This is a genomic window from Micromonospora sp. SYSU B005 (genome assembly GCF_055362685.1).
Window position 1 is genome coordinate 183,372 of the sequence record NZ_JAXCFU010000009.1, and the last position, 21,118, is coordinate 204,489.

The 21,118-nt window shown below is 72.6% G+C and carries 20 protein-coding genes; 8 read left to right on the top strand and 12 right to left on the bottom strand.

Going from position 1 to position 21,118, the window contains the following annotated elements; genetic code table 11:
- The first annotated feature begins 55 nt into the window (after positions 1-55).
- Entirely contained in the window at positions 56-1,459 is a 1,404-nt protein-coding gene (locus tag SM452_RS21340; protein ID WP_357207881.1) for an NAD(P)H-quinone dehydrogenase, read from the top strand.
- Here the strand turns inward: SM452_RS21340 and SM452_RS21345 are convergent.
- The 3 genes from SM452_RS21345 to SM452_RS21355 form a co-directional block, all read right to left on the bottom strand.
- Positions 1,393-2,085 (bottom strand): DUF998 domain-containing protein, encoded by a 693-nt coding sequence (locus SM452_RS21345; RefSeq protein ID WP_463840549.1) that lies wholly within the window; start codon positions 2,083-2,085, stop codon positions 1,393-1,395. The genes SM452_RS21340 and SM452_RS21345 overlap by 67 nt on opposite strands.
- Positions 2,086-2,181: 96 nt before the next feature.
- Complete coding sequence (locus SM452_RS21350; RefSeq protein ID WP_355506709.1) at positions 2,182-2,406, bottom strand: hypothetical protein; 225 nt, start codon at positions 2,404-2,406, stop codon at positions 2,182-2,184.
- The gene (locus SM452_RS21355) at positions 2,403-3,026 is read right to left on the bottom strand and encodes a DedA family protein (RefSeq protein WP_366622728.1); all 624 of its coding nucleotides are present in this window, start codon (positions 3,024-3,026) and stop codon (positions 2,403-2,405) included. Before SM452_RS21355 ends, SM452_RS21350 begins: the two co-directional genes overlap by 4 nt.
- 502 nt (positions 3,027-3,528) lie before the next feature.
- On the opposite strand from SM452_RS21355, the gene thrS reads away from it, so the two are divergent.
- Positions 3,529-4,743, top strand: coding sequence for a threonine--tRNA ligase (gene thrS, locus SM452_RS21360; protein ID WP_355506705.1), 1,215 nt, complete (start codon positions 3,529-3,531; stop codon positions 4,741-4,743).
- A 70-nt stretch (positions 4,744-4,813) separates the two neighbouring features.
- Here thrS and SM452_RS21365 read toward each other — a convergent pair whose 3' ends face one another.
- The 4 genes from SM452_RS21365 to SM452_RS21380 form a co-directional block, all read right to left on the bottom strand.
- Positions 4,814-6,865 (bottom strand): ABC transporter ATP-binding protein, encoded by a 2,052-nt coding sequence (locus SM452_RS21365; protein ID WP_315985910.1) that lies wholly within the window; start codon positions 6,863-6,865, stop codon positions 4,814-4,816.
- Positions 6,862-8,595 carry an ABC transporter ATP-binding protein gene (locus SM452_RS21370; RefSeq protein ID WP_262012566.1) on the bottom strand — a complete coding sequence of 578 codons (1,734 nt, stop codon included), beginning with the start codon at positions 8,593-8,595 and terminating at the stop codon, positions 6,862-6,864. Before SM452_RS21370 ends, SM452_RS21365 begins: the two co-directional genes overlap by 4 nt.
- Positions 8,589-9,107 carry a MarR family winged helix-turn-helix transcriptional regulator gene (locus tag SM452_RS21375; protein WP_262012753.1) on the bottom strand — a complete coding sequence of 173 codons (519 nt, stop codon included), beginning with the start codon at positions 9,105-9,107 and terminating at the stop codon, positions 8,589-8,591. The genes SM452_RS21370 and SM452_RS21375 overlap by 7 nt, the downstream gene beginning before the upstream one ends.
- A 61-nt stretch (positions 9,108-9,168) precedes the next feature.
- Positions 9,169-9,684: a MarR family winged helix-turn-helix transcriptional regulator gene (locus tag SM452_RS21380; protein ID WP_262012565.1), complete on the bottom strand. Its 516-nt coding sequence runs from the start codon at positions 9,682-9,684 to the stop codon at positions 9,169-9,171.
- Positions 9,685-9,740: 56 nt separating this feature from the next.
- Between SM452_RS21380 and SM452_RS21385 the strand changes: the two genes are divergently transcribed.
- The gene (locus SM452_RS21385) at positions 9,741-11,363 is read left to right on the top strand and encodes a DHA2 family efflux MFS transporter permease subunit (protein ID WP_355506702.1); all 1,623 of its coding nucleotides are present in this window, start codon (positions 9,741-9,743) and stop codon (positions 11,361-11,363) included.
- 63 nt (positions 11,364-11,426) lie between these two features.
- Here the strand turns inward: SM452_RS21385 and SM452_RS21390 are convergent, their stop codons facing one another.
- Entirely contained in the window at positions 11,427-11,870 is a 444-nt protein-coding gene (locus SM452_RS21390) for a DoxX family protein (RefSeq protein WP_355506700.1), read from the bottom strand.
- A gap of 85 nt (positions 11,871-11,955) precedes the next feature.
- Between SM452_RS21390 and SM452_RS21395 the strand changes: the two genes are divergently transcribed.
- A complete protein-coding gene (locus SM452_RS21395; protein ID WP_262012562.1) occupies positions 11,956-12,495 on the top strand; it encodes a TetR/AcrR family transcriptional regulator in 540 nt (179 codons plus the stop codon).
- 12 nt (positions 12,496-12,507) lie between these two features.
- Here the strand turns inward: SM452_RS21395 and SM452_RS21400 are convergent, their stop codons facing one another.
- Both SM452_RS21400 and SM452_RS21405 read right to left on the bottom strand, forming a co-directional pair.
- On the bottom strand, positions 12,508-13,947 hold the full coding sequence (locus SM452_RS21400; RefSeq protein ID WP_262012561.1) for a GuaB1 family IMP dehydrogenase-related protein: 1,440 nt from the start codon (positions 13,945-13,947) through the stop codon (positions 12,508-12,510).
- A gap of 125 nt (positions 13,948-14,072) precedes the next feature.
- On the bottom strand, positions 14,073-15,824 hold the full coding sequence (locus tag SM452_RS21405) for an acetyl/propionyl/methylcrotonyl-CoA carboxylase subunit alpha (RefSeq protein WP_355506697.1): 1,752 nt from the start codon (positions 15,822-15,824) through the stop codon (positions 14,073-14,075).
- A 132-nt stretch (positions 15,825-15,956) separates the two neighbouring features.
- Between SM452_RS21405 and SM452_RS21410 the strand changes: the two genes are divergently transcribed.
- From SM452_RS21410 to SM452_RS21425, 4 genes are all read left to right on the top strand, one after another.
- Positions 15,957-16,547 carry a PadR family transcriptional regulator gene (locus tag SM452_RS21410; protein ID WP_120571651.1) on the top strand — a complete coding sequence of 197 codons (591 nt, stop codon included), beginning with the start codon at positions 15,957-15,959 and terminating at the stop codon, positions 16,545-16,547.
- A gap of 127 nt (positions 16,548-16,674) precedes the next feature.
- Positions 16,675-17,634 (top strand): ATP-binding cassette domain-containing protein, encoded by a 960-nt coding sequence (locus tag SM452_RS21415; RefSeq protein ID WP_262012559.1) that lies wholly within the window; start codon positions 16,675-16,677, stop codon positions 17,632-17,634.
- A 17-nt stretch (positions 17,635-17,651) separates the two neighbouring features.
- On the top strand, positions 17,652-18,407 hold the full coding sequence (locus SM452_RS21420; protein WP_013284036.1) for an ABC transporter permease: 756 nt from the start codon (positions 17,652-17,654) through the stop codon (positions 18,405-18,407).
- A 62-nt stretch (positions 18,408-18,469) separates the two neighbouring features.
- Positions 18,470-19,717, top strand: a complete 1,248-nt coding sequence (locus tag SM452_RS21425; RefSeq protein WP_463840550.1) for an MFS transporter — start codon at positions 18,470-18,472, stop codon at positions 19,715-19,717.
- A gap of 76 nt (positions 19,718-19,793) precedes the next feature.
- Here SM452_RS21425 and SM452_RS21430 read toward each other — a convergent pair whose 3' ends face one another.
- Complete coding sequence (locus SM452_RS21430; protein ID WP_355506694.1) at positions 19,794-20,447, bottom strand: O-methyltransferase; 654 nt, start codon at positions 20,445-20,447, stop codon at positions 19,794-19,796.
- A gap of 9 nt (positions 20,448-20,456) precedes the next feature.
- Complete coding sequence (locus tag SM452_RS21435; RefSeq protein ID WP_262012556.1) at positions 20,457-21,113, bottom strand: Maf family protein; 657 nt, start codon at positions 21,111-21,113, stop codon at positions 20,457-20,459.
- Between the last annotated feature and the right edge of the window lie 5 nt (positions 21,114-21,118).

Genomic DNA, 21,118 nt, shown 5'->3' on the forward strand with positions numbered 1-21,118 from the left:
TCGGACGGGACGGGGAGAAGAAAGTCACTGTGAGCACAGACGAGGGGCGACTGCTGTGAGCCAGATCGTGATCATCGGCGGCGGGCCGGCCGGGTACGAGGCGGCTCTGGTCGCCGCGCAGTTGGACGCCGATGTCACAGTGGTCGAGGCGGAGGGCGCCGGCGGCGCCTGCGTGCTCTCCGACTGCGTGCCCTCCAAGACGTTCATCGCCAGCTCCGAGGTGGTCACCGGCTACCGGGACACCGAGGAGTTCGGGGTGCACTCCGACGGCCTGGAGGCGGTCACCGTCGACGCCTCGGCGGTGCACGAGCGGGTCAAGCGGCTCGCGCTGGCCCAGTCCGCCGACATCCACACCAAGCTCGTCAAGGCCGGCGTCGAGTTCGTCGCCGGCACCGCCCGGCTCGGCGAGGACACGCTCGGCCACACCCACCGGGTGATCGTCACCCCGGCCGACGGCGGCGCCGAATACTCGATCGCCGCGTCGACGGTGCTGGTCGCGACTGGCGCGACCCCCCGCCAGCTGCCCACCGCCGTACCGGACGGCGAGCGCATCCTGACCTGGCGCCAGGTGTACGACCTGCCCGACCTGCCCGAGCACCTGATCGTGGTCGGCTCCGGCGTGACCGGCGCCGAGTTCGCCAGCGCGTACCTCGCCATGGGCGTCAAGGTCACGCTCGTGTCCAGCCGGGACCGGGTCATGCCGCACGAGGACGCCGACGCCGCGATGGCGATCGAGCGGGTGTTCCGCAACCGGGGCATGAGCATCCTGAACAACTCCCGCGCCGAGGCGGTCCGCCGCGTCGGCGACGGGGTCGAGGTGGTGCTCTCCGACGGAAGGCAGGTCACCGGCTCGCACGCGCTGATCGCTGTCGGCTCGATCCCGAACACCGCCGACCTGGGCCTGGCCGAGTACGGCGTGGAACTGGCCCGGGGCGGTTACGTGACGGTGGACCGGGTCTCCCGTACCAACGTGCCGGGCATCTACGCGGCGGGTGACTGCACCGGCGTGCTGCCGCTCGCGAGCGTCGCGGCCATGCAGGGCCGGATCGCCATGTGGCACGCGCTGGGCGAGGCGGTCCGGCCGCTGCGGCTGCGTACCGTCGCCGCGAACGTCTTCACCGACCCGGAGCTGGCCACCGTCGGCGTCTCCCAGGACGAGGTGGACGCCGGCAAGACCCCGGCCCGCCAGGTGATGCTGCCGCTGTCCGGCAACGCCCGGGCGAAGATGGACGACCTGGCCGACGGCTTCGTCAAGCTGTTCTGCCGGCCGGCGAGCGGCCAGGTGATCGGCGGCGTGGTGGTGGCGCCGAAGGCGAGCGAGCTGATCCTGCCGATCACGATGGCGGTGGAGAACAACCTCACCGTCAACGAGCTGGCGCACACCATCACCATCTACCCGAGCCTGTCCGGCTCCATCACCGAGGCCGCCCGCCAGCTCATGCTCCACGAGCTGGAGTAACCCCCTTTTTGCTCGTCGACGGCGCTGGGGTTGGGGCGAGGGCGGCTCGGGAGGGTGGCGTGCAGGGCCAGGGTGGCTATGACGGCTGTCTCCGTGAGGATGAGCAGGCGCTCGATCAGGCCGAGCAGGGCGCGGTCGCCGGGGTAGGCGGACCAGATCATCGCGCCCGCCAGCACCAGGCTGGCCACTGTCAGCCCGCGTAGCCAGGTGGCGGCTCCGGCGACCGGGTGACGGGCCAGCAGCCAGCCGGCCACCGGCAGGGCCAGGAACGACAGCACCGAGGCGTAACGGTGCACGTACGCTGCGGTGTCCATCGGTGTGCCCGGCTCGTTCGTGGGCACCACGGCGGCGGCCAGCAGCCCGGCCGACCAGGCGGTCAGCAGCGCGAGCGGCACCCGGCCCGCTCCGGCCCGGCGCAGCGACGGCAGCAGCACCAGGCTGGCCGCCGCGAGCACCGCCATCGCGGTGTCGATGACGCCGCCCCGATCGGAGACGGCGAAGTCGCTGACGGTCAGCGACCAGGGATCCAGGTCGTCGCTCACCTCGAGATGACCGACCATCGCGAGCACCGCCGCCAGGACGATCCCGCCGAGGGCCAACAGGCCGCTGCTCCGCGTTCCAGGCATACGGCCAGCCTGTCGCCGTAACCGCCCCAGACGGATCCGGGACCACCACCCACTTCGCTCCCCGGGTCGTCCCCTACCGGACCCCCGAGAACCGCGTCAGGTGAGGTCGGGTCGAGATGGATCGTCCGCCCGGTCTCCCGCCGGTTGCGCGGCGGCGATCGACGCCAGCATCTGTTCTCTGAGCTGCCCGCGCCGGGTCACGCGCTCGGCGTCATTCCATGCGGGATCGATTCGCCGAGCCCTGGCCTTGACGTCGTGCCACGCCGCCGCATCGCTCATGACCTGTTCTTCCTTCACGTCGATCAGGTGCTCGGGGGTCAACTGCCGGTCGAGTCGGCGGTGGCCTCGGCGCGGGTCTGCCGGTTGCTGCTGATCCAGGTCATCGCCCACCCGGCCAGCGCGAACCCGGCCGCGGCCACCCCGCCGATCAGCAGCAGCCGCCACGCCGAGTGGGTCAGCGCCGTACCGCCCAGATGGCCGACGAGCGCGCCGTAGCTGGACCACGCGAGCGCCGCCGCCGCCTCGTAGGGCAGGAACAGCCGGTACGGGTAGCGGCTGCGCCCGGCCGAGAAGCAGGCCGCCATGCGGCCACCTGGTACGAAACGGCAGAGCAGGATCACCATCGGCCCCGGCTCGCGCAGCCCACGGGTGACCCGGGTGACCGCCCGGCGTGCCCGTCCCGGTGTCGTGGCGCGCGCCGCGCGCCGGGTCGGCGTACTGCGGCCGATCAGGTAGCAGGCCAGGTCACCGATGAACACACCGGCAGCGCCGACCGCGATGGTGAGCGGCAGGCTGAGCCCGCCGTACACGGTCAGCGCCCCGCTGGTGATCATGACGAGCTGGGTCGGCACCACCGGGACGAAGGCGTCGGCGATCAGCAGGATCAGCAACAGCGCGTACGCCCACATGGGCGACGCGACGTCAGAGATGAGCTCGGCCACGACCGCCACCTCGCCGGAGTTCTCCGTTCGACCGGATCGAGCCTGACGCCGTGTCCGGCGTCACCACCACCGGCCCCGCCGCACGGTGACAGCCGACACCGGCAGGCCGTAGGTGTGAAACGAGGCGGCCCGCCCGCGGGTGACGGGCCACCGGCGCGTACACCACGGGGCGGGGCGGCGCATCGTCGATTCCCGGCGTACCGTTGGTCGGACGCGGCACCGGAGTCGTCGGGTCCCCCGTTCCTGACGACCGGGCCGCCGCGGGTCGCCGGCAGGTCCCGTGCCGGCGACCCGCACCCACACTCCGAAACTCAGGTGCGCCGTCGATGCCCGCGCGCCTACGGTCGGGGCATGCGCAGCGCGGTAGTGACCACGACGCCGGGTGTTCCCGGCGCGCCGCACTGACGTTTCCGTCGACGAGGCCCCGGGGCGATCCGCTCCGGGGCCTCGCGGCGTACCGGGCCTGCTCGCCTCCGGGTCGTACCCGATCAAGGAGAGCGACATGATCGACCACCGCAGGCTCGGCCGGGACCTGGAGCTGTTCGTCTCCGACCCGCTCGCGGGCGCCGGGCTGCCGATCTGGCTGCCGGCCGGCGCCGCCGCCCGGCACGCCGTCGAGGAGTACGTCCGGGAGTTGGAGCGCCGGGCCGGCTACCGGCACGTCTACTCGCCGCCGCTCGGTAAGCGGGAGCTGTTCGAGCTGTCCGGGCATCTGGGCTACTTCGCCGACGACATGTTCCCGCCGATGCGGCTGAGCGCCGACGACGAGTTCGTGCTGCGCCCGGCGCTGTGCCCGCACCACGCGCTGGTGTTCCGCGCCCGCGGCCGCTCCTACCGCGAGTTGCCGCTGCGGGTCGCCGAGCTGGGCGGCATGTACCGGGCGGAGCGCTCCGGTGTGCTTGGCGGGCTGTCCCGGGTGCGCGCCATCTCGCTCAACGACGCGCACAACTTCTGCGCCCTGGAGCAGGTCGGTGACGAGGTCCGCGAGATCCTGCGGCTGATCGGCGAGGCGCACGCGGCGCTCGGCGTCCGTCCCGCCGGGTTGCGGCTGTCGCTGCGCGGGCCGGGCCAGCGGTACGTGGGCGACGACGCCGGCTGGGCGCGGGCCGAGGAACTGCTCCGCGCCGCGCTCGACGGGGTGGACGTCGTCGAGGCGCCGGGCGAGGCCGCGTTCTACGGCCCGAAGATCGACATTCAGATCGTGGACGCGGCCGGCCGGGAGTCGACCATCTCCACCGTCCAGCTCGACTTCGACAAGCCGGAGCGGTTCGACCTGTCGTACACCGACTCGGACGGCCGCCGGAAACGGCCGGTGATGGTGCACCGCAGCCTGGTCGGCAGCATGGAGCGGCTGTTCGCGTACCTGATCGAAGTGCATGAGGGCGCGTTCCCGGCCTGGTACGCCCCGGTGCAGTTGCTGCTGCTCCCGGTCGACGCGGCCCAGGCCGAGGCGGCCGTCGGGCTGGCTCGCCGGGCCGAGGCGGCCGGGCTGCGGGTCGAGGTGGACCACGCCGGTTCGCTGGGTGCCCGGATCCGGGACGCGTCCCGCCGCCGCGTCCCGTACACCGGGGTTCTGGGCCCCCGGGAGGCGGCCGACGGTTCGGTCTCGCTGCGCCTGCGCGACGGCCGGGTGCTCGACCCGATGCCCGCTGCCGAGGCGCTGGGCCTGGTCGGCGCGGTGGTCGCGAGCCGGTCGGCGGCGCTGCTGCCGGCCTGACCCCGGCCCGTCCGGGTGCCGGTGAGGCGCCCGGACGGGGACCGGTGTCGGACCTGTGGCCGGGTCCACGTCAGTTCCCGACCGGCGTGCCGGCACCGGCCCGCATCCCCGGCGGGCCGGCCGGGGCGGGCGCCGGCACCTCGTCTTCGATGACCGCGCCGCTGAACTGCGCCCGGTAGAGCCGGGCGTACGCGCCACCGGCGGCGACGAGCTGGTCATGGGTGCCCTGCTCGACGATCCGGCCCTGCTCCATCATCAGGATCAGGTCGGCGTCGCGGATCGTGGAGAGCCGGTGCGCGATGACGAAGCTCGTCCGGTCCGAGCGCAGCGCCGCCATGGCCCGCTGGAGCAGCACCTCGGTCCGGGTGTCCACCGAGCTGGTCGCCTCGTCCAGGATCAGCAGCGACGGCTCGGCCAGGAACGCCCGCGCGATGGTGATGAGCTGCTTCTCCCCGGCGCTGACGTTGCTGCCCTCCTCGTCGATCACCGTGTCGTAGCCGTCCGGCAGGCTGCGGACGAACCGGTCCACGAACGTCGCCCGGGCGGCGGCGAGGATCTCCTCCTCGGTGGCGTCCGGCCGGCCGTAGGCGATGTTGTCCCGGATGGTCCCGCCGAACAGCCAGGTGTCCTGCAGCACCATGCCGATCCGGCCGCGCAGGTCGTCGCGGCGCATCGTGGCGATGTCCACCCCGTCCAGCGTGATCCGCCCCGCATCGAGCTCGTAGAACCGCATGACCAGGTTGACCAGCGTGGTCTTGCCGGCACCGGTGGGACCGACGATGGCGACCGTGTGACCCGGCTCGGCGACCAGCGACAGGTCGTCGATGAGCGGCTTCTCCGGGTCGTACCGGAAGGAGACGTGCTCGAACTCGACCCGCCCGTGCGGGTCGGCGACCCGGACCGGCTCGGCCGGGTCGGGGCTCTGCTCGTCCGCGTCGAGCACGGCGAAGACCCGCTCGGCCGAGGCCACCCCGGACTGCAGCAGGTTGGCCATCGACGCGACCTGGGTGAGCGGCTGGGTGAACTGCCGCGAGTACTGGATGAACGCCTGCACGTCGCCGAGGCTCATCGAGCCCGACGCCACCCGCAGGCCGCCGACCACGGCGATCGCGACGTAGCTGAGATTCCCGATGAAGAACATCGCCGGCATGATCAGCCCGGAGACGAACTGCGCGCCGAAGCCGGCCCGGAACAGCTCCTCGTTCTTGGCGTGGAAGGCGGCCTCGACCTCCTTCTGCCGGCCGAAGACCTTCACCAGCTCGTGCCCGGTGTACGCCTCCTCGATCTGGCCGTTCAGCTCGCCGGTGTGCTTCCACTGGGCGATGAACTTGCCCTGCGACCGCTTGGCGATCTGACCGGTGACCACCACCGACAGCGGCACCGCGACGAGCGCGACGACAGCCAGCAACGGCGAGATCCAGAACATCATCGCGAGTACGCCGACGACGGTGAGCAGCGACGTGAGCAACTGGCTCAGCGTCTGCTGGAGCGTCTGCGACACGTTGTCGATGTCGTTCGTGACCCGGCTGAGCAGCTCACCGCGGGGCTGCTTGTCGAAGTAGGGCAGCGGCAGCCGGTTGAGCTTGTCCTCCACGTCGGCGCGCAGCGTCAGCACCGTGCGCTGCACCACGCCGTTGAGGACCCAGCCCTGCGCCCACTGGAGCATGCTCGCGCCGACGTAGAGCACCACGGCGAACGCCAGCACCCGGCCCAGCGCGTCGAAGTCGATGCCGGCGCCGGGGATCACGTCCATCCGAGCCAGCATGTCGGCGAAGTTGCCGTTGCCCTCGGCGCGGGCCGCCTCCGCCGCCGCCTCGGTGGTGGTGCCGGGCGGGAGCTGCCGCCCGATCACCCCGCTGAAGATGATGTCGGTGGCGTGGCCGAGCACCTTCGGCCCGATGACGCTGAGCCCGACGCTGGCCAGGGCCAGCGCGAGCACGCCGGTGAGCTGGAGCCGGTACGGCCGCAGCCGCGCCAGCAGCCGCCGTGCCGAGGGCCCGAAGTTCATCGCCTTCTCGGCCGGCATGCCCATGCTCATGTGCGGCGGACCACCGCCGGGCCGCCGCCCGGCCGGAGGCAGCCGCGTCGGCTCGTTCTTCTGCTGCGGCACCGACGACGTCATGCGGCCACCTCCGCCGTCTGCTGCGACGCGACGATCTCGGCGTACGTGGGGCAGCTCTCCAGCAGTTCCTCATGTCGTCCCATCCCGACGACACCCCCGTCCTCGAGCACGATGATCTGGTCGGCGTCGACGATCGTGGAGACCCGCTGGGCCACGATCACCACCGCCGCGTCCGCGGTGACCGGCTTGAGGGCGGCCCGCAGCCGGGCGTCCGTGCCGAGGTCGAGCGCGGAGAAGGAGTCGTCGAAGAGGTAGATCTCCGGTTTGCGGACGAGCGCGCGGGCGATGGCCAGGCGTTGCCGCTGGCCGCCGGAGACGTTGGTGCCGCCCTGCGCGATCGGCGCCTCCAGCCCGCCCGGCATCTCGGCGACGAAGTCGCGCGCCTGGGCGATCTCCAGCGCGGCCCACAGGTCCGCGTCGGTGGCGTCCGGGTTGCCGTAGCGCAGGTTGCTGGCGACCGTGCCGGTGAACAGGTACGGCCGCTGGGGCACCAGCCCGATCCGCCGCCACAGCTCGTCCGGGGCCAGGTCCCGTACGTCCACGCCGTCGACCAGGACGGCGCCGGCGGTCGGGTCGACCAGCCGGGGGATGAGCGTGAGCAGCGTGGTCTTGCCGGCGCCGGTGGAACCGATGATCGCGGTGGTGCGGCCCGGCTCGGCGCGGAACGAGATGTCGTGCAGCACCGGGGCGCTCGCGCCCGGGTACTGGAATCCGGCGCCGCGTAGTTCCAGTTCGCCGCGGCCGGTGACCTCGGTGACCGGGTCGGTGGCCGGCACCACCGACGAGTCGGTGTCCAGCACCTCCTCGATGCGCTCGGCGCAGACCGCGGCCCGGGGCACCATCATCAGCATGAAGGTGGCCATCATGACCGCCATCAGGATCTGCATCAGGTACTGCAGGAACGCGGTGAGCGCGCCGACCTGGATCTGACCGGAGTCGACCCGTGCCGCGCCGAACCAGAGCACCGCGACGCTGGAGACGTTCAGCACCAGCATCACGATCGGGAAGATCAGCGCCTGGAGCCGTCCGATCCGCAGTGCGGTGGTGGTCAGGTCGGTGTTGGCGACCCGGAACCGGTCGGTCTCGTACGGCTCACGGACGAACGCCCGGACCACCCGGATGCCGGTGATCTGCTCGCGCAGCACCCGGTTGACGGTGTCGATCCGGGTCTGCATGAGCCGGAAGCCCGGCACCATCCGGCGGATGATCAGACCCAGCGCGACTGCGAGCACCGGTACGCAGACCAGCATCAGCCAGGAGAGCCCGACGTCCTCGCGCAGCGCCATCACCACGCCGCCGACGCTCATGATCGGCGCGGCGACCAGCATGGTGCAGCTCAGCAGCACCAGCATCTGCACCTGCTGGACGTCGTTGGTGTTGCGGGTGATCAGCGACGGCGCCCCGAACCGGGCGACCTCGCGGGCGGAGAAGCTGTTGACGCGCCGGAAGATCGAGCCGCGTACGTCGCGGCCGAACGCCATCGCGGTCTTCGCGCCGAAGTAGACGGCGGCGATCGAGCAGGCGATCTGGAGCAGGCTGACGAGCAGCATCCACCCGCCCGTACGCAGGATCTGGTCGGTGTCGCCGACGGCGACGCCGCGGTCGATGATGTCGGCGTTCAGGCTGGGCAGGTAGAGCGAGGCGATCGTGCCGACGAACTGGAACGCCACCACGGCGGCCAGCCATCGTCGGTACGGGTGCAGGTGTGTGCGGAGCAGGCGGATCAACACAGATGGCTCCCCGTTGGCGGCTCGGTGTCGGACTCGCTGTCCCGGTTCAACCGACGGAGGTCCCCGTCGGACATGCCGGTGATGATTTCGATCAGGAACTGGCGGATCACCGCCCGGTTGGCCGGGTCGGCGTCGACCGACGTCAGCGGCCGGTCGCTGTGGATCATGTCGCTGATGGCGCGGGCGTGTTCGCCGCCCTTGTCGGTCAGCGTGAGCCGGACCGTGCGGCGGTCCTCCGGGTCGCGGCGGCGGCTGACGAAGCCGTCGCGTTCGAGGGTGTCCGCGATGCCGGTGAGCGTGGCGGGCCGGACGAAGCACAGCTCGGCCATTTCCCGGTGGCTCACGTCGCCGGCCCGGAGGAGGATCATCAGGACCCGCATGCCGGCGGACGTGAGCCCGTGTTCGGCGAGGTAACGCCCCCAGTGCTGTTCGACCACGTGTCCGGCGATCGAGATCAGCCGGCCGAGTGGCGCGTGGTGCAACGCGTCGGGGAAGCGGACGAGCGGGCCCATGTTCACGAGCGTCAGGTTAGCCCCCGAACCATCAGGGCCCAAACTAATTCTGAGAATCTCCTCAGCCGCGATCGGCGCGGGTGCGTGGCGGCTCGTCCGGGGCGGTGGCGACGTACTCCCGCATCACCTCGCTGACCTCGCGCAGGAACGCCGTGGTGGCCTCGGCCTGCTCGGGGGTGAGCCGGGCGACCGCCCGGTCGACGCCGACGAGCATCGGGCGCAGCGCCTCCAGCACCTCGCCGACGGCGCTCTCCGTGACCTGGAGGCTGAGCCGGCGCCTGTCGTGCGGGTGCGGGGTCCGGGCGACGTGACCGGCCTGCACGAGCCGGTCGACAAGCGTGGTCGCCGAGGCGGACCGGATGCCGAGCCGGTTGCCCAGCTCGACCGGGCCCAGCGGATCCGGGCTGGAGACCAGGTGGTCGATCGCGGCGGCGTCGGTCGCGTTGAGGCCCAGGCGGCGGGCCAGCGCGGCCCGCGTGTAGCCGGCCAGACGCAGCACGTCGCGCAGCGCGCGGGACGCCTCGCTGCTCGGTGGCGCGACCCGCGCGGACTCTCCGGTTGGCGGCACCCCCTCCATGGGGTAAAGCTAGCATCTCAGGTAGCTAGAAAATCTAGCTAAAGCGGGAGGATGCCATGCGCGGCGACGGGCGCGGACGCTGGTTCGGGCTGCTGGCCATCAGCCTCGGCGTAGCGATGATCATCGTGGACGCCACGATCGTGAACGTCGCGGTGCCGCAGATCATCCGGGACCTCGACATCACCTCCACCGACGCGCAGTGGGTGCAGGAGGCGTACACCCTGGTCCTCGCCGCGCTGCTGCTGGTCGCCGGCCGCTTCGCCGACCGGTCCGGGCGGCGGCGGATGTTCCTCGTCGGGGTCACCGTGTTCGTGGTCGCCAGCGTGCTCGCCGCGCTCGCCGGCTCCGGCGAGACGCTGATCGCCTCCCGCGTGCTCCAGGGCGTCGGCGGGGCGATGATGCTGCCCACCTCGCTCTCCCTGCTCAACGCCAACTTCACCGGCCGGGAGAAGGGCATCGCGTTCGCCGTCTGGGGCTCCACCATCGGTGGTGCGGCGGCGCTCGGGCCGCTGCTCGGCGGCTGGCTCACCACCACGTACTCCTGGCGGTGGGCCTTCGGCATCAACGTCCCGGTCAGCCTGGCCGTGATCGTGGCGACGCTCGTGCTGGTGGCCGAGTCCCGGGACGAGCGGGCCGAGCGCGGGCTGGACCTGCTCGGCGCGCTGCTCTCGGTGATCGGCATGACCGGCGTGGTCTTCGCGCTGATCGAGGGCCGCACCTACGGCTGGTGGGAGCGGGAGCGGCCGTTCAGCCTCTTCGGGCTGGACTGGACCGCGTCGATCTCGCCGGTGCCGGTGGCCGCGCTGGTCGGCCTCGTCGCGCTCGGGATCTTCCTGGCCCAGCAGGTACGCCGCAACCGGGCCGGCCGTCCCGCGCTGCTCGACCTGTCGCTGTTCGGCATCGGCTCGTTCCGAAACGGCATCCTGGCCGCCGCGATCGTCAGCCTGGGCGAGTTCGGCCTGCTGTTCGCGCTGCCGCTGTGGTTCCAGAACGTGCTCGGCTACAGCGCCTTCCGGACCGGCCTGGCGTTGCTGCCGCTCGCCGTCGGCAGCTTCCTGGCCAGCGGCATCGGCGCGCCGCTGACCCAGCGCTTTGGTGCGGCCCGGGTGGTGCAGCTCGGCGTCGCCGCCGAACTGGTCGGCGTGGCCGGGCTCGGGCTCGTGGTCGCGCCGGACACCAGCTGGTGGGCGCCACTGGGCTTACTGTTCGTGTACGGCGTCGGCGTCGGCCTGGCCACCGCCCAGCTCACCGGCGTATCCCTGTCGCAGGTGCCGGTACGCCGCAGCGGCCAGGGCTCGGGCCTGCAGAGCACCGCCCGGCAGGTCGGCTCCGCGCTCGGCATCGCGGTGCTCGGCACCGTGCTCTTCGCCGGCCTCGGCGGGCTCCTCGGCGACCGGCTGGCCGATCAGCCCGGACTCACCCCGGCCCAGCGGGACCAGGTGGTGAGCGCGGTCAAGGAGAGCGCCGGCGCGGCGATCGGCGGGCTGGAGGCGGACCCGCGTACCGCGCCGATCGCCGAGGAGGCGAAGGCGGCGTTCTCCGAGGCCACCCGGTACGCGGCCTTCGCGGGCGCCGGATTCCTGCTGATCGGCCTGGTCGCCTGCCTGCGCCTGCCGGCCGTTCGCCACGGGGAGACCGGGGCCTCCCCGCCCGCCGAGGCGGAGCCGGCCCGCGCCTGAGCCGGGTCCCGCCGGTCTCGTCCCGCCGGCTCGGCGCGGGCGGGCGGCCGGGTCGACGGCGGGTCATCCGCCGAGGGCCACCGCCAGCGCCGCGGCCACGAAGACGACCTGGAGCACGGTACGGACGCCGAGCGGCGTCACCGGGCGCCCGGCGAGCGTGAGCCGTCGCCGGGCGGCCGACACGTTGGCCGGGAACATGGCGAGCATCAGCAGTGCCAGCCCGGCGGCCGCCGGGCGCGCGGTGGCCGGGAACAGCAGTGCGAGCGCGCCGGCGAGTTCCAGCACGCCGGTGACGGTGACCAGCAGGGCCGGCCGGGGCAGCGCCGGCGGGACCATCGCGATCAGGTCGGCGCGGCGGGACGCGAAGTGGGCCACGCCGGTCAGCACGAACATCAGCGCCAGCCCCACCCGCAGCGCGGGGTGCCACCCGTCCAGGGCGTCCACGCCGAGCAGGCCGGCGATCCGGGCCAGCGCGGTGCCGGCGAGGAGTGCGATCAGGGGTGCCATTGTCGATCCCTCCGACGAGCATCTTGTCGCTGACAAGATTGCGTCGACGGGTGCCATCTTGTCAATGACAAGTTAGGGTGACGGCATGGCCTCGTACCACCACGGCGACCTCCGCCGCGTCCTGCTGAGCACCGCCGCCGAGGCGATCGCCGAGTCCGGTCCGGCCGCGCTGAGCCTGCGTGAGCTGGCCCGGCGCGCCGGGGTCTCGCACGCCGCGCCGGCGCACCACTTCGGCGACAAGGCCGGGCTGCTCACCGCGTTCGCCACCCAGGGCTTCGACCTGCTCGCCGACGCGTTGCGGCAGGCCGGGGACGACCTGCTCGACAGCGGCGTGGCCTACGTCGGGTTCGCGGTGCGACACCGGGCGCACTTCGACGTCATGTTCCGGCCCGAGCTGTACCGGGCCGACGACCCGGAACTGGTCGCCGCCCGCGCGCGGTCGGGGGCACTGCTGCGCGGCGGGGTCGCCCGCCACACCGGGCGGGAGCCGGACGCCGACGCGCTCGCCGCCTGGTCGATCGTGCACGGCTTCGCCACGCTCTGGCTCTCCGGCGCGCTGCCACCACGGGTGGGCGACGACCCGGAGGCCGCCGCCCGTACCGTGATCAGGCGGTTGTTCGACTGAGCCGGCCGGACGTCACCAGCTCGTCGGCAGCGGCATCCCCTCGGTGTAGCCGGCGGCGCTCTGCACGCCGACGAGCGCCCGCTCGTGGAACTCCTCCAGGCTGCGCGCCCCCGCGTACGTGAACGCGCTGCGCACCCCCGAGATGATCTCGTCGATCAGGTCCTCGACGCCGGGCCGGTTCGGGTCCAGATACATCCGGGCCGAGGAGATGCCCTCCTCGAAGATCGCCTTCCGGGCCCTGTCGAACGCGCTGTCCTCGGCCGTACGGGCGCTCACCGCGCGCGACGACGCCATGCCGAAGCTCTCCTTGTAGCGCCGCCCGTCGGCGTCGGTGTAGAGGTCGCCGGGGGACTCGTAGGTGCCGGCGAACCAGGAGCCGATCATCACGTTCGAGGCGCCCGCGGCCAGCGCCAGCGCGACGTCGCGCGGGTGGCGTACGCCGCCGTCGGCCCAGACGTGCCGCCCCAGCGAGCGGGCCGCCGCGGCGCAGTCGAGCACCGCGGAGAACTGCGGACGCCCCACGCCGGTCATCATCCGGGTGGTGCACATCGCGCCCGGCCCGACGCCCACCTTCACGATGTCCGCGCCCGCGTCGACCAGATCGCGTACGCCGTCTGCAGTCACCACGTTCCCGGCCGCCACCGGCACCGGCGGGTCCAGCCGGCGGACCGCCCGCAGGGCCTGGAGCATCCGCTCCTGGTGCCCGTGCGCGGTGTCCACGACGAGCGTGTCCACCCCGGCCTCCAGCAGCGCGGCGGCCTTGCCGGTGACGTCACCGTTGATGCCCACGGCGGCGGCGATCCGCAGCCGCCCCCGGTCGTCGGTGGCCGGCTTGTACAGCGTGGCGCGCAGCGCGCCCTGCCGGGTCAGCACGCCGACCAGGCGGCCGTCGTCGTCCACCACCGGCGCGAGCCGCCGCCGGCCCGCCGACAGCCTGTCGAATCCGGTACGCGGGTCCGCGTCCGCCGGCACGGTGTGCAGCTCGGTCGACATCACGTGCCGGAGCTGGGCGAAGCGGTCCACCCCGACGGTGTCCGCCTCGGTCACCACGCCCATCGGCCGGCCGGCCGCGTCGACCACGACCACCGCGCCGTGCGAGCGCTTCGGCAGCAGGTGGATGGCGTCACCGACGGTGTCGGTCGGGCCGAGCGTGATCGCCGTGTCGTGCACCAGGTGCCGCTGCTTGACCCAGCCGACCACGTCGGCGACGACCTCGATCGGGATGTCCTGCGGGATCACCGCCACCGCGCCGCGCCGGGCCACGGTCTCGGCCATCCGCCGGCCGGCGACGGCCGTCATGTTCGCCACCACGAGCGGGATCGTGGTGCCGGTCCCGTCGGTGGTGGCCAGGTCGACGTCGAGCCGGGAGCCCACCTCGGACCGGTTGGGCGCCATGAAGACGTCGTTGTAGGTCAGGTCGTGCGCGGGGACCGCGCCGTGAAGGAACCGCACCCGGCCATCATTCCCGCCCGGCGGCGCTCCCGCCCGCCGTGGTGGCTCAGACCACCCGCCCTCGCGCTGTTAAGAAGGGGCCCCTTCTCTACCGCACGCGTTACGAAGGGGCCCTTCCTTACACCTCAGGCGATGGTGCAGATCGCGGCGCCGGACGTGATCACCGCGCCGACCTCGGCGGCGAGCCCGCTGACCGTGCCGGCCTTGTGCGCGTGCAACGGCTGCTCCATCTTCATCGCCTCCAGCACCACGACCAGGTCGCCCTCGGCCACCTCGTCGCCGTCCGCGACGGCGATCTTCACGATCGTGCCCTGCATCGGGGAGGTGAGCGTGTCCCCGCTGACCGCGGCGCCCGCCTTGCCCCCGCCACCCCGGCGGGCCGGCTTCTTCGCGGCGGGCGCGGCTGCCGCCGTACCCGCGCCGAGCCCGGCGGGGAGGACGACCTCCAGCCGCTTGCCGCCCACCTCGACCACGACGGTCTCGCGCTCGGCGGGCTCGTCGGCGGCGCCGGCGGTGGCGGTGAAGGCCGGTACGGTGTTGTCCCACTCGGTCTCGATCCACCGGGTGTGCACGGCGAACGGCTCGGCGGTGAACGCCTCGTCGCGGATCACCAGGCGGTGGAAGGGCAGCGCGGTCGCCATGCCCTCGACCACCATCTCGTCGAGCGCCCGGCGGGCCCGCTCCAGCGCCTCGGTACGCGTCTCGCCGACGATGATCACCTTGGCCAGCAGCGAGTCGAAGTTGCCGCCGATCACGTCGCCGGCCGAGATGCCGGTGTCCACCCGCACGCCCGGCCCGGAGGGCAGGCGCAGCGCGGTGACGGTGCCTGGCGCGGGCAGGAAGTTGCGGCCCGGGTCCTCGCCGTTGATCCGGAACTCGATGGCGTGCCCGCGCGGCGTCGGGTCCTCGGTGAAGCGCAGCTTCTCGCCGTCGGCGATGCGGAACTGCTCGCGCACCAGGTCGATGCCGGCGGTCTCCTCGGTGACCGGGTGCTCGACCTGGAGCCGGGTGTTCACCTCCAGGAAGGAGATCGTGCCGTCCGCGCCGACCAGGTATTCCACGGTGCCGGCGCCGTGGTAGCCGGCCTCCCGGCAGATGGCCTTGGCGCTGTCGTGGATCTGGGCCCGCTGGGCGTCGGTGAGGAACGGCGCGGGGGCCTCCTCGACCAGCTTCTGGTGCCGCCGCTGCAGCGAGCAGTCCCGGGTGCCCACCACGATCACGTTGCCGTGCTGGTCGGCCAGCACCTGCGCCTCGACGTGGCGCGGCTTGTCCAGGTAGCGCTCGACGAAGCACTCGCCCCGGCCGAACGCGGCGACCGCCTCGCGGGTGGCCGACTCGAACAGGTGCGGGATCTCCTCCATGGTGCGGGCGACCTTGAGGCCGCGACCGCCACCGCCGAACGCGGCCTTGATGGCGACCGGCAGGCCGTGGTCGACGGCGAACGCCATCACCTCGTCCGCGTTCGCGACCGGGTCCGGGGTGCCGGGCACCAGCGGCGCGCCCGCGCGCTGCGCGATGTGCCGGGCGGTCACCTTGTCGCCGAGGTCGCGGATCGCCTGCGGGGTGGGGCCGATCCAGGTCAGCCCGGCGTCGATGACGGCCTGGGCGAAGTCGGCGTTCTCGGAGAGGAAGCCGTAGCCGGGGTGCACCGCGTCGGCGCCGGAGCGGGCCGCCACGTCGATCAGCTTGTCGATGCGCAGGTAGCTGTCGGCGGCGGTGTCACCGCCGAGCGCGTACGCCTCGTCGGCGAGCGTGGCGTGCAGGGCGTCCCGGTCGGAGTCCGCGTAGACGGCGACGCTGGCCAGCCCGGCGTCGCGGCAGGCGCGGATGACGCGGACGGCGATCTCGCCGCGGTTGGCGATGAGAACCTTGCGCACCTTGTGGCTCCTCCCGGGAGGTCGTTGCCGGGAGTTTAGCGGCCGAGCTGCGGGGCCTAACGATCGCTCAGTGTGGGATGCGGCACTGTAGTCAAACTTGGTTATTACGCTTGTCCCGTGTCGGCAACGAGGATGATGATTCTTGGCCTGGTTCGGTGGATGCAGCCGGTGCACGGCTACGACGTGCGCCGCGAGCTGCTCAGCTGGAGCGCGGACAAGTGGGCGAACGTGCAACCGGGCTCGATCTACCACGCGCTGCGCAAACTCACCGACGAGGGCCTGCTCCGGACCGTCTCGGTGGAGCAGGTGGGCGCCCGCCCGGCGCGCACCACGTACGAGGTGACGGCGAAGGGGGAGGACGAGTTCGAGACGTTGCTGCGGGCGCAGTGGTGGCAGCTCCACGAGCCGCCGGACCCGTTCGTGGCGGCGTTCTCCTTCCTGCCGGCGATGCCGCGCGAGGAGGCCGCGGCGGCGCTGCGCAACCGGGCGAACCTGCTCCGGGCCGGGGTCGAGTCGACGCGCGCCTCGCTCGACTCGGACTGGGTGCGCACCCGCAAGCCGGTGCACGTCGGGTGGATGTTCGAGCTGTGGCTGGCCCGCGCCGAGGCGGAGTCGGCCTGGTGCGAGCGGATCGCGGAGCGGATCGAGTCGGGAGTGTCTTACCTGCCCGATGGGATGGAACGGGCCGAGGGCTGGTCGGGCTGGTCCGACGGCTCCCGGTGACACGACATAATCAACGTTGACTAAAAGAGCTATATCGCGTTAGCCTCGGCGGGAATCGCGGGGGATTCGTGCGTCCTCGCGGACGATCGGCGGCCGCTCAGGTCCGCCCGGACGACCAGGAGCAGAAATGATCGAGACCAGGGGGTTGCGGAAGTCGTACCGCTCCCGCGCGGGTCGCGAGACGAAGACAGTGGACGCGGTCCGCGGCGTCGACCTCGACGTCGCAGCAGGGGAGATCTTCGGCTTCCTCGGGCCCAACGGCGCCGGTAAGACCACCACGCTGCGGATGCTCGCCACGCTCATCGAGCCGGACGGCGGCGAGGCCACAGTGGCCGGCGCCGACCTGCGCAAGGACCCGGCCGAGGTGCGCCGCCGGATCGGCTACGTGGCCCAGGGCGGCAGCACCTGGGACGAGTCGAGCGCCCGCGAGGAGCTGGTGCTCCAGGCCCGCCTCTACGGCATCGGCAAGGCCGACGCGCACCGCCGTGCCGAGCGCGCGCTCGAAGCCTTCCAGCTCACCGAGTACGCCGACCGCAAGTGCAAGACCTACTCCGGCGGTCAGCGCCGGCGCGTCGAGATCGCGCTCGGCATCATCCACGAGCCGAAGATCGTCTTCCTGGACGAGCCGACCACCGGCCTCGACCCGCAGAGCCGCGCGCACATGTGGGACGAGATCCGCCGGCTGCGTACCGAGGGGATGACCGTCTTCATCACCACGCACTACCTGGACGAGGCGGACGCGCTCTGCGACCGCATCGCGATCATGGACCACGGCGAGGTGGTCGCCGAGGGCACACCGGCCGAGCTGAAGCGGGAGATCTCCGGCGAGGTGGTGATCGTCGGCCTGGACGCCCCGAGCACCCCGCGCGCCGCCGAACTGCTCGACACCGAGGCGTACGTGAGCAAGCTGGAGACCGTCGACGAGGGCGGCCTGCGCCTCTACGTCGACGAGGGCGCCACCGCCATCCCGCAGGTGCTGCGCCGGCTCGACCACGCCGGGCTGGACCTGCGCTCGATCGAGCTGCACCGCCCGAGCCTCGACGACGTCTTCCTCACCAAGACCGGCCGCTCGCTGCGCGAGTCCTGACCCCCGGAGAAGCTGTCATGAAACTCGCCCGCGACACCTGGCTGATCTTCCAGCGCCAGACGCAACTGCTGCTGCGCAACCCGGTGTGGATCTTCGTCGGCGTCTTCCAGCCGGTGATGTACCTGCTCCTGTTCGCCCCGCTGCTCAAGCCCGCGCTGAACGCGCCCACCCAGGCCGCCGCGTACAAGATCTTCGTACCCGGCCTGCTCGTGCTGCTGGCCATCTTCGGCGGCCTGTTCCAGGGCTTCGGTCTGATCGCCGAGCTGCGCGCCGGCGTGATCGAGCGCTCCCGGGTCACCCCGGTCAGCCGGCTCGCCCTGCTGCTCGGCCGCTCGCTGCGCGACGTGGTCTCGCTGATCGCGCAGGCGATCATCATCACGCTGCTGGCGCTCGCGTTCGACCTGCGCGTGTTCATCGGCAACCTGCTCCTGGCGTACCTGATGCTCGCCCTCATCGCGCTGATGACCTCGGCCGTCTCCTACGGCATCGCGCTCAAGGTCAAGAGCGAGGACGCGCTCGCCCCGCTGATGAACACCGTCGCGCAGCCGGTGCTGCTGCTCTCCGGCATCCTGCTGCCGCTCACCTTCGCCCCCGGCTGGCTCCAGGGCGTGGCCAAGTGGAACCCGTTCTCCTGGGCGGTCGAGGGCACCCGCGCGCTGTTCAACGGCGACCTCGGCAACGACCGGGTGTGGCAGGGCCTCGGCATCATCGCGGTGCTCGCCGCCGCAGGCGTTTTCTGGGCCGCCCGCCAGTTCGCCCGCAGCGTCCGCTGAGCAGGGGAGACCTACCTCTCAGCAGGGGCGGGGCACCGGCCGGTCGCGCGTAGCGTGGGCCGGTGCCCCGCCTCACCCGTGACCGGATCACCTGGCTGACCTACGCCCAGCTCGGTCTGTGGGGCTTCTTCCTCTACGGGTTCGGCCCGGTCGTACCCCTGCTCCGCGACGAACAGGGCACCAGCGCCGCCGTCGCCGGCCTGCACAGCACCGGCATCGCGGTGGGCGCGCTCGCCGGCGGCGCGCTGTTCGCCCCGGTCGCCCGACGCCTCGGCCGTGCCCCGGCCATCTGGCTCGGCCTCGCCGGCGTCGCCGCGGGCGTGACCGCGCTCGGCCTGCTCCGCCCGCTACCGGCCACGCTCGCCGCCGTCGCGGTCATCGCCACCTTCGGCATGATGGTCGTCAGCGGCGTGAGCGTGGTGCTCACCGCCCGGCACGGACCCACCGCCCCGGCCGCGCTCACCGAGGCCAACGCGGCCTGCGCCGGCATGGGCATCCTGGCGCCGCTGACCATCGGCGCCACCGTCGACGCCGGTCTCGGCTGGCGACCGCTGATGGCCGTCGAGGTCGGGCTGATCACGCTCGTCGCGCTGGCCGCCCTGACCTTCCGGGTACGCGGGCCGAAACGCGCCCCCGCTGACGCGGCTGCCGGCACACCCGTCCCCGTGGTCGTCGCCACCCGGGTGCCCGCCGTCCCCGCTTCCGGGGAGCCCGTCTACTCCGGTCCCGGTGCGGCGGGGCGGCTGCCGCGTGCGTACTGGATCGCCTGGGTCCTGATGTCCGTCACCGGGTCGATCGAGGTCTGCCTGTCGCTGTGGACAGCCGACGTGCTGCGGACCCACGCCGGGCTGAGCGCGGGCGGGGCGTCGGCGGCGGTCGCCGCGATCGTCTGCGGCATGTTCGCCGGCCGGATCGCCGGTGGCCGGGCCGCGCTGCGCTGGGCGCCGGTGCCGCTGCTGCTCGGCGCGCTCACCGTCTCGATGGCCGGGTTCGCGCTGTTCTGGGGCAGTACGGTCGGCTGGCTCGCGGTCACCGGGCTGGTCGTGCTCGGGCTCGGCAACGCGCTGCACTACCCGTTGGCGATCTCGATCGCGCTCGCCGTCGCCGGCCCGGCCGCCGACAAGGCGGCGGGCTGGTCCGCGTACTCGATGGGTGTGGGTTTCGGGATCGCGCCGGTGGCGCTCGGGTGGGTGGCCGACGGCGTCGGCCCGCACCCGGCGTTCCTGCTGCTGCCCGCGTTCATCGCGGTGGCGGTGCTGCTGACGGTGCGGCTGGGGCGTGCCCTGCCCGCGCCGGTCCGCGCGGCTTGATCGACTCCACTACGGCGAGGTGGCGGTATCCGGTGCTCAGGGATCCCGCCACTTCGGGGAGGTTGTGTTCGGCCGGCTAGAGCACCCGGGCGAGCGTGACGCCGTCGGCGATGGGCAGCATGACCGCCTCGACGCGGACATCAGCGATCACCGCGTCGTTGAACGCGGCGATCGCCCGGTCGTCGGCGTTGCGCGGGGCGAGCACCCGGCCGTCGCGCAACGTGTTGTCGACGGCGATCACCGCGCCGGGACGCATGCGGGGCACCAGCTCGTCCCAGTAGATCGGGTAGCCGACCTTGTCCGCGTCGATGAACGCGAAGTCCAGGTAACGCTCGCGGGGCAGCTCGCGCAACGTCTGGGCGGCCGGGCCGATGCGCAGCTCGATGCGGTCCTGCACACCGGCGCGCTGCCAGTAGCGCCGGGCCACGCCCGTGTACTCCTCGGAGATGTCGAAGCAGGTCAACCGGCCGCCCTCGGCCAGCCCCCGGGCGATAGCCAGCGAGGAGAGGCCGGTGAACGTGCCGACCTCGACCGCCTGCCGTACGCCGAGCAGCCGGGTCAGGAACGTCAGGAACGCGGCCTGTTCGGGTGCGACCTGCATGACCGCCTCGGCGGGCAGGGCCGCCCGGGTCTCCTCGGCCAGCTCCTGGACGATCTCGTCCGGGGCGGACCCGTGGGCCACCAGGTAGGCGTGCAGTTCCGGGGTGAGCGGCAGCGGCTTCGTGGTCATGTCCGGACGTTAGCCGAGATGTTCGATCTCCTGGCCCCCGGGCGCGATCTTCGTCCACAGGTCGACGATGCTCAGCTCCACCTCGGCGAGCAGCCGGCGCAGCAACGGCAGGGACAACCCCACCACCGTGCCCGGATCACCCTCGATCCCGGTCAGGAACGCCCCGCCCAGCCCGTCGATGGTGAACGCGCCGGCCACCGCCAGCGGCTCGCCCGTCGCCACGTACGCGGCGATCTCCTCGTCGCTGATGTCGGCGAAGTGCACAGTCGTAGAGGCGACGGCCTCGGCGCGGGACTCGTGGGTCACGTCGATCAGGCAGTGCCCGGTGTGCAGGACGCCGCTGTGCCCGCGCATCCGCTGCCACCGCCGGGTGGCGTCCGCCGCGTCATCGGGCTTGCCGAGGATCTCGCCGTCGAAGGCGAGCACCGAGTCACAGCCGAGCACCAGCGTGCGCTCGTCCGGCGACGGTCGCAGCCGATCACGTACCGCCTGCGCCTTCAGCCGGGCCAGCTCCAGGCACAGATCCTCGGCCCGATCGCTCACCACCTGCGACTCGTCCACGCCGCTGACCAGCACGTCCGGTTCGATCCCGGCGGCCTGGAGCAACTTGCGGCGGGCGGGGGACTGCGAGGCGAGCACGAGGCGCACCGGTACGGAGGTCGACACCCCGC

Bases quoted from the DNA above. Each gene is read 5' to 3' on its own strand.
- SM452_RS21380 (WP_262012565.1), bottom strand. From the start codon at position 9,684: ATGGAGGGGGTGCCGCCAACCGGAGAGTCCGCGCGGGTCGCGCCACCG.
- SM452_RS21415 (WP_262012559.1), top strand. From the start codon at position 16,675: ATGATCGAGACCAGGGGGTTGCGGAAGTCGTACCGCTCCCGCGCGGGT.
- SM452_RS21345 (WP_463840549.1), bottom strand. From the start codon at position 2,085: ATGCCTGGAACGCGGAGCAGCGGCCTGTTGGCCCTCGGCGGGATCGTC.
- SM452_RS21430 (WP_355506694.1), bottom strand. From the start codon at position 20,447: ATGACCACGAAGCCGCTGCCGCTCACCCCGGAACTGCACGCCTACCTG.
- SM452_RS21385 (WP_355506702.1), top strand. From the start codon at position 9,741: ATGCGCGGCGACGGGCGCGGACGCTGGTTCGGGCTGCTGGCCATCAGC.
- SM452_RS21395 (WP_262012562.1), top strand. From the start codon at position 11,956: ATGGCCTCGTACCACCACGGCGACCTCCGCCGCGTCCTGCTGAGCACC.
- SM452_RS21390 (WP_355506700.1), bottom strand. From the start codon at position 11,870: ATGGCACCCCTGATCGCACTCCTCGCCGGCACCGCGCTGGCCCGGATC.
- SM452_RS21410 (WP_120571651.1), top strand. From the start codon at position 15,957: ATGATGATTCTTGGCCTGGTTCGGTGGATGCAGCCGGTGCACGGCTAC.
- SM452_RS21365 (WP_315985910.1), bottom strand. From the start codon at position 6,865: ATGACGTCGTCGGTGCCGCAGCAGAAGAACGAGCCGACGCGGCTGCCT.
- thrS (WP_355506705.1), top strand. From the start codon at position 3,529: ATGATCGACCACCGCAGGCTCGGCCGGGACCTGGAGCTGTTCGTCTCC.
- SM452_RS21375 (WP_262012753.1), bottom strand. From the start codon at position 9,107: ATGGGCCCGCTCGTCCGCTTCCCCGACGCGTTGCACCACGCGCCACTC.
- SM452_RS21420 (WP_013284036.1), top strand. From the start codon at position 17,652: ATGAAACTCGCCCGCGACACCTGGCTGATCTTCCAGCGCCAGACGCAA.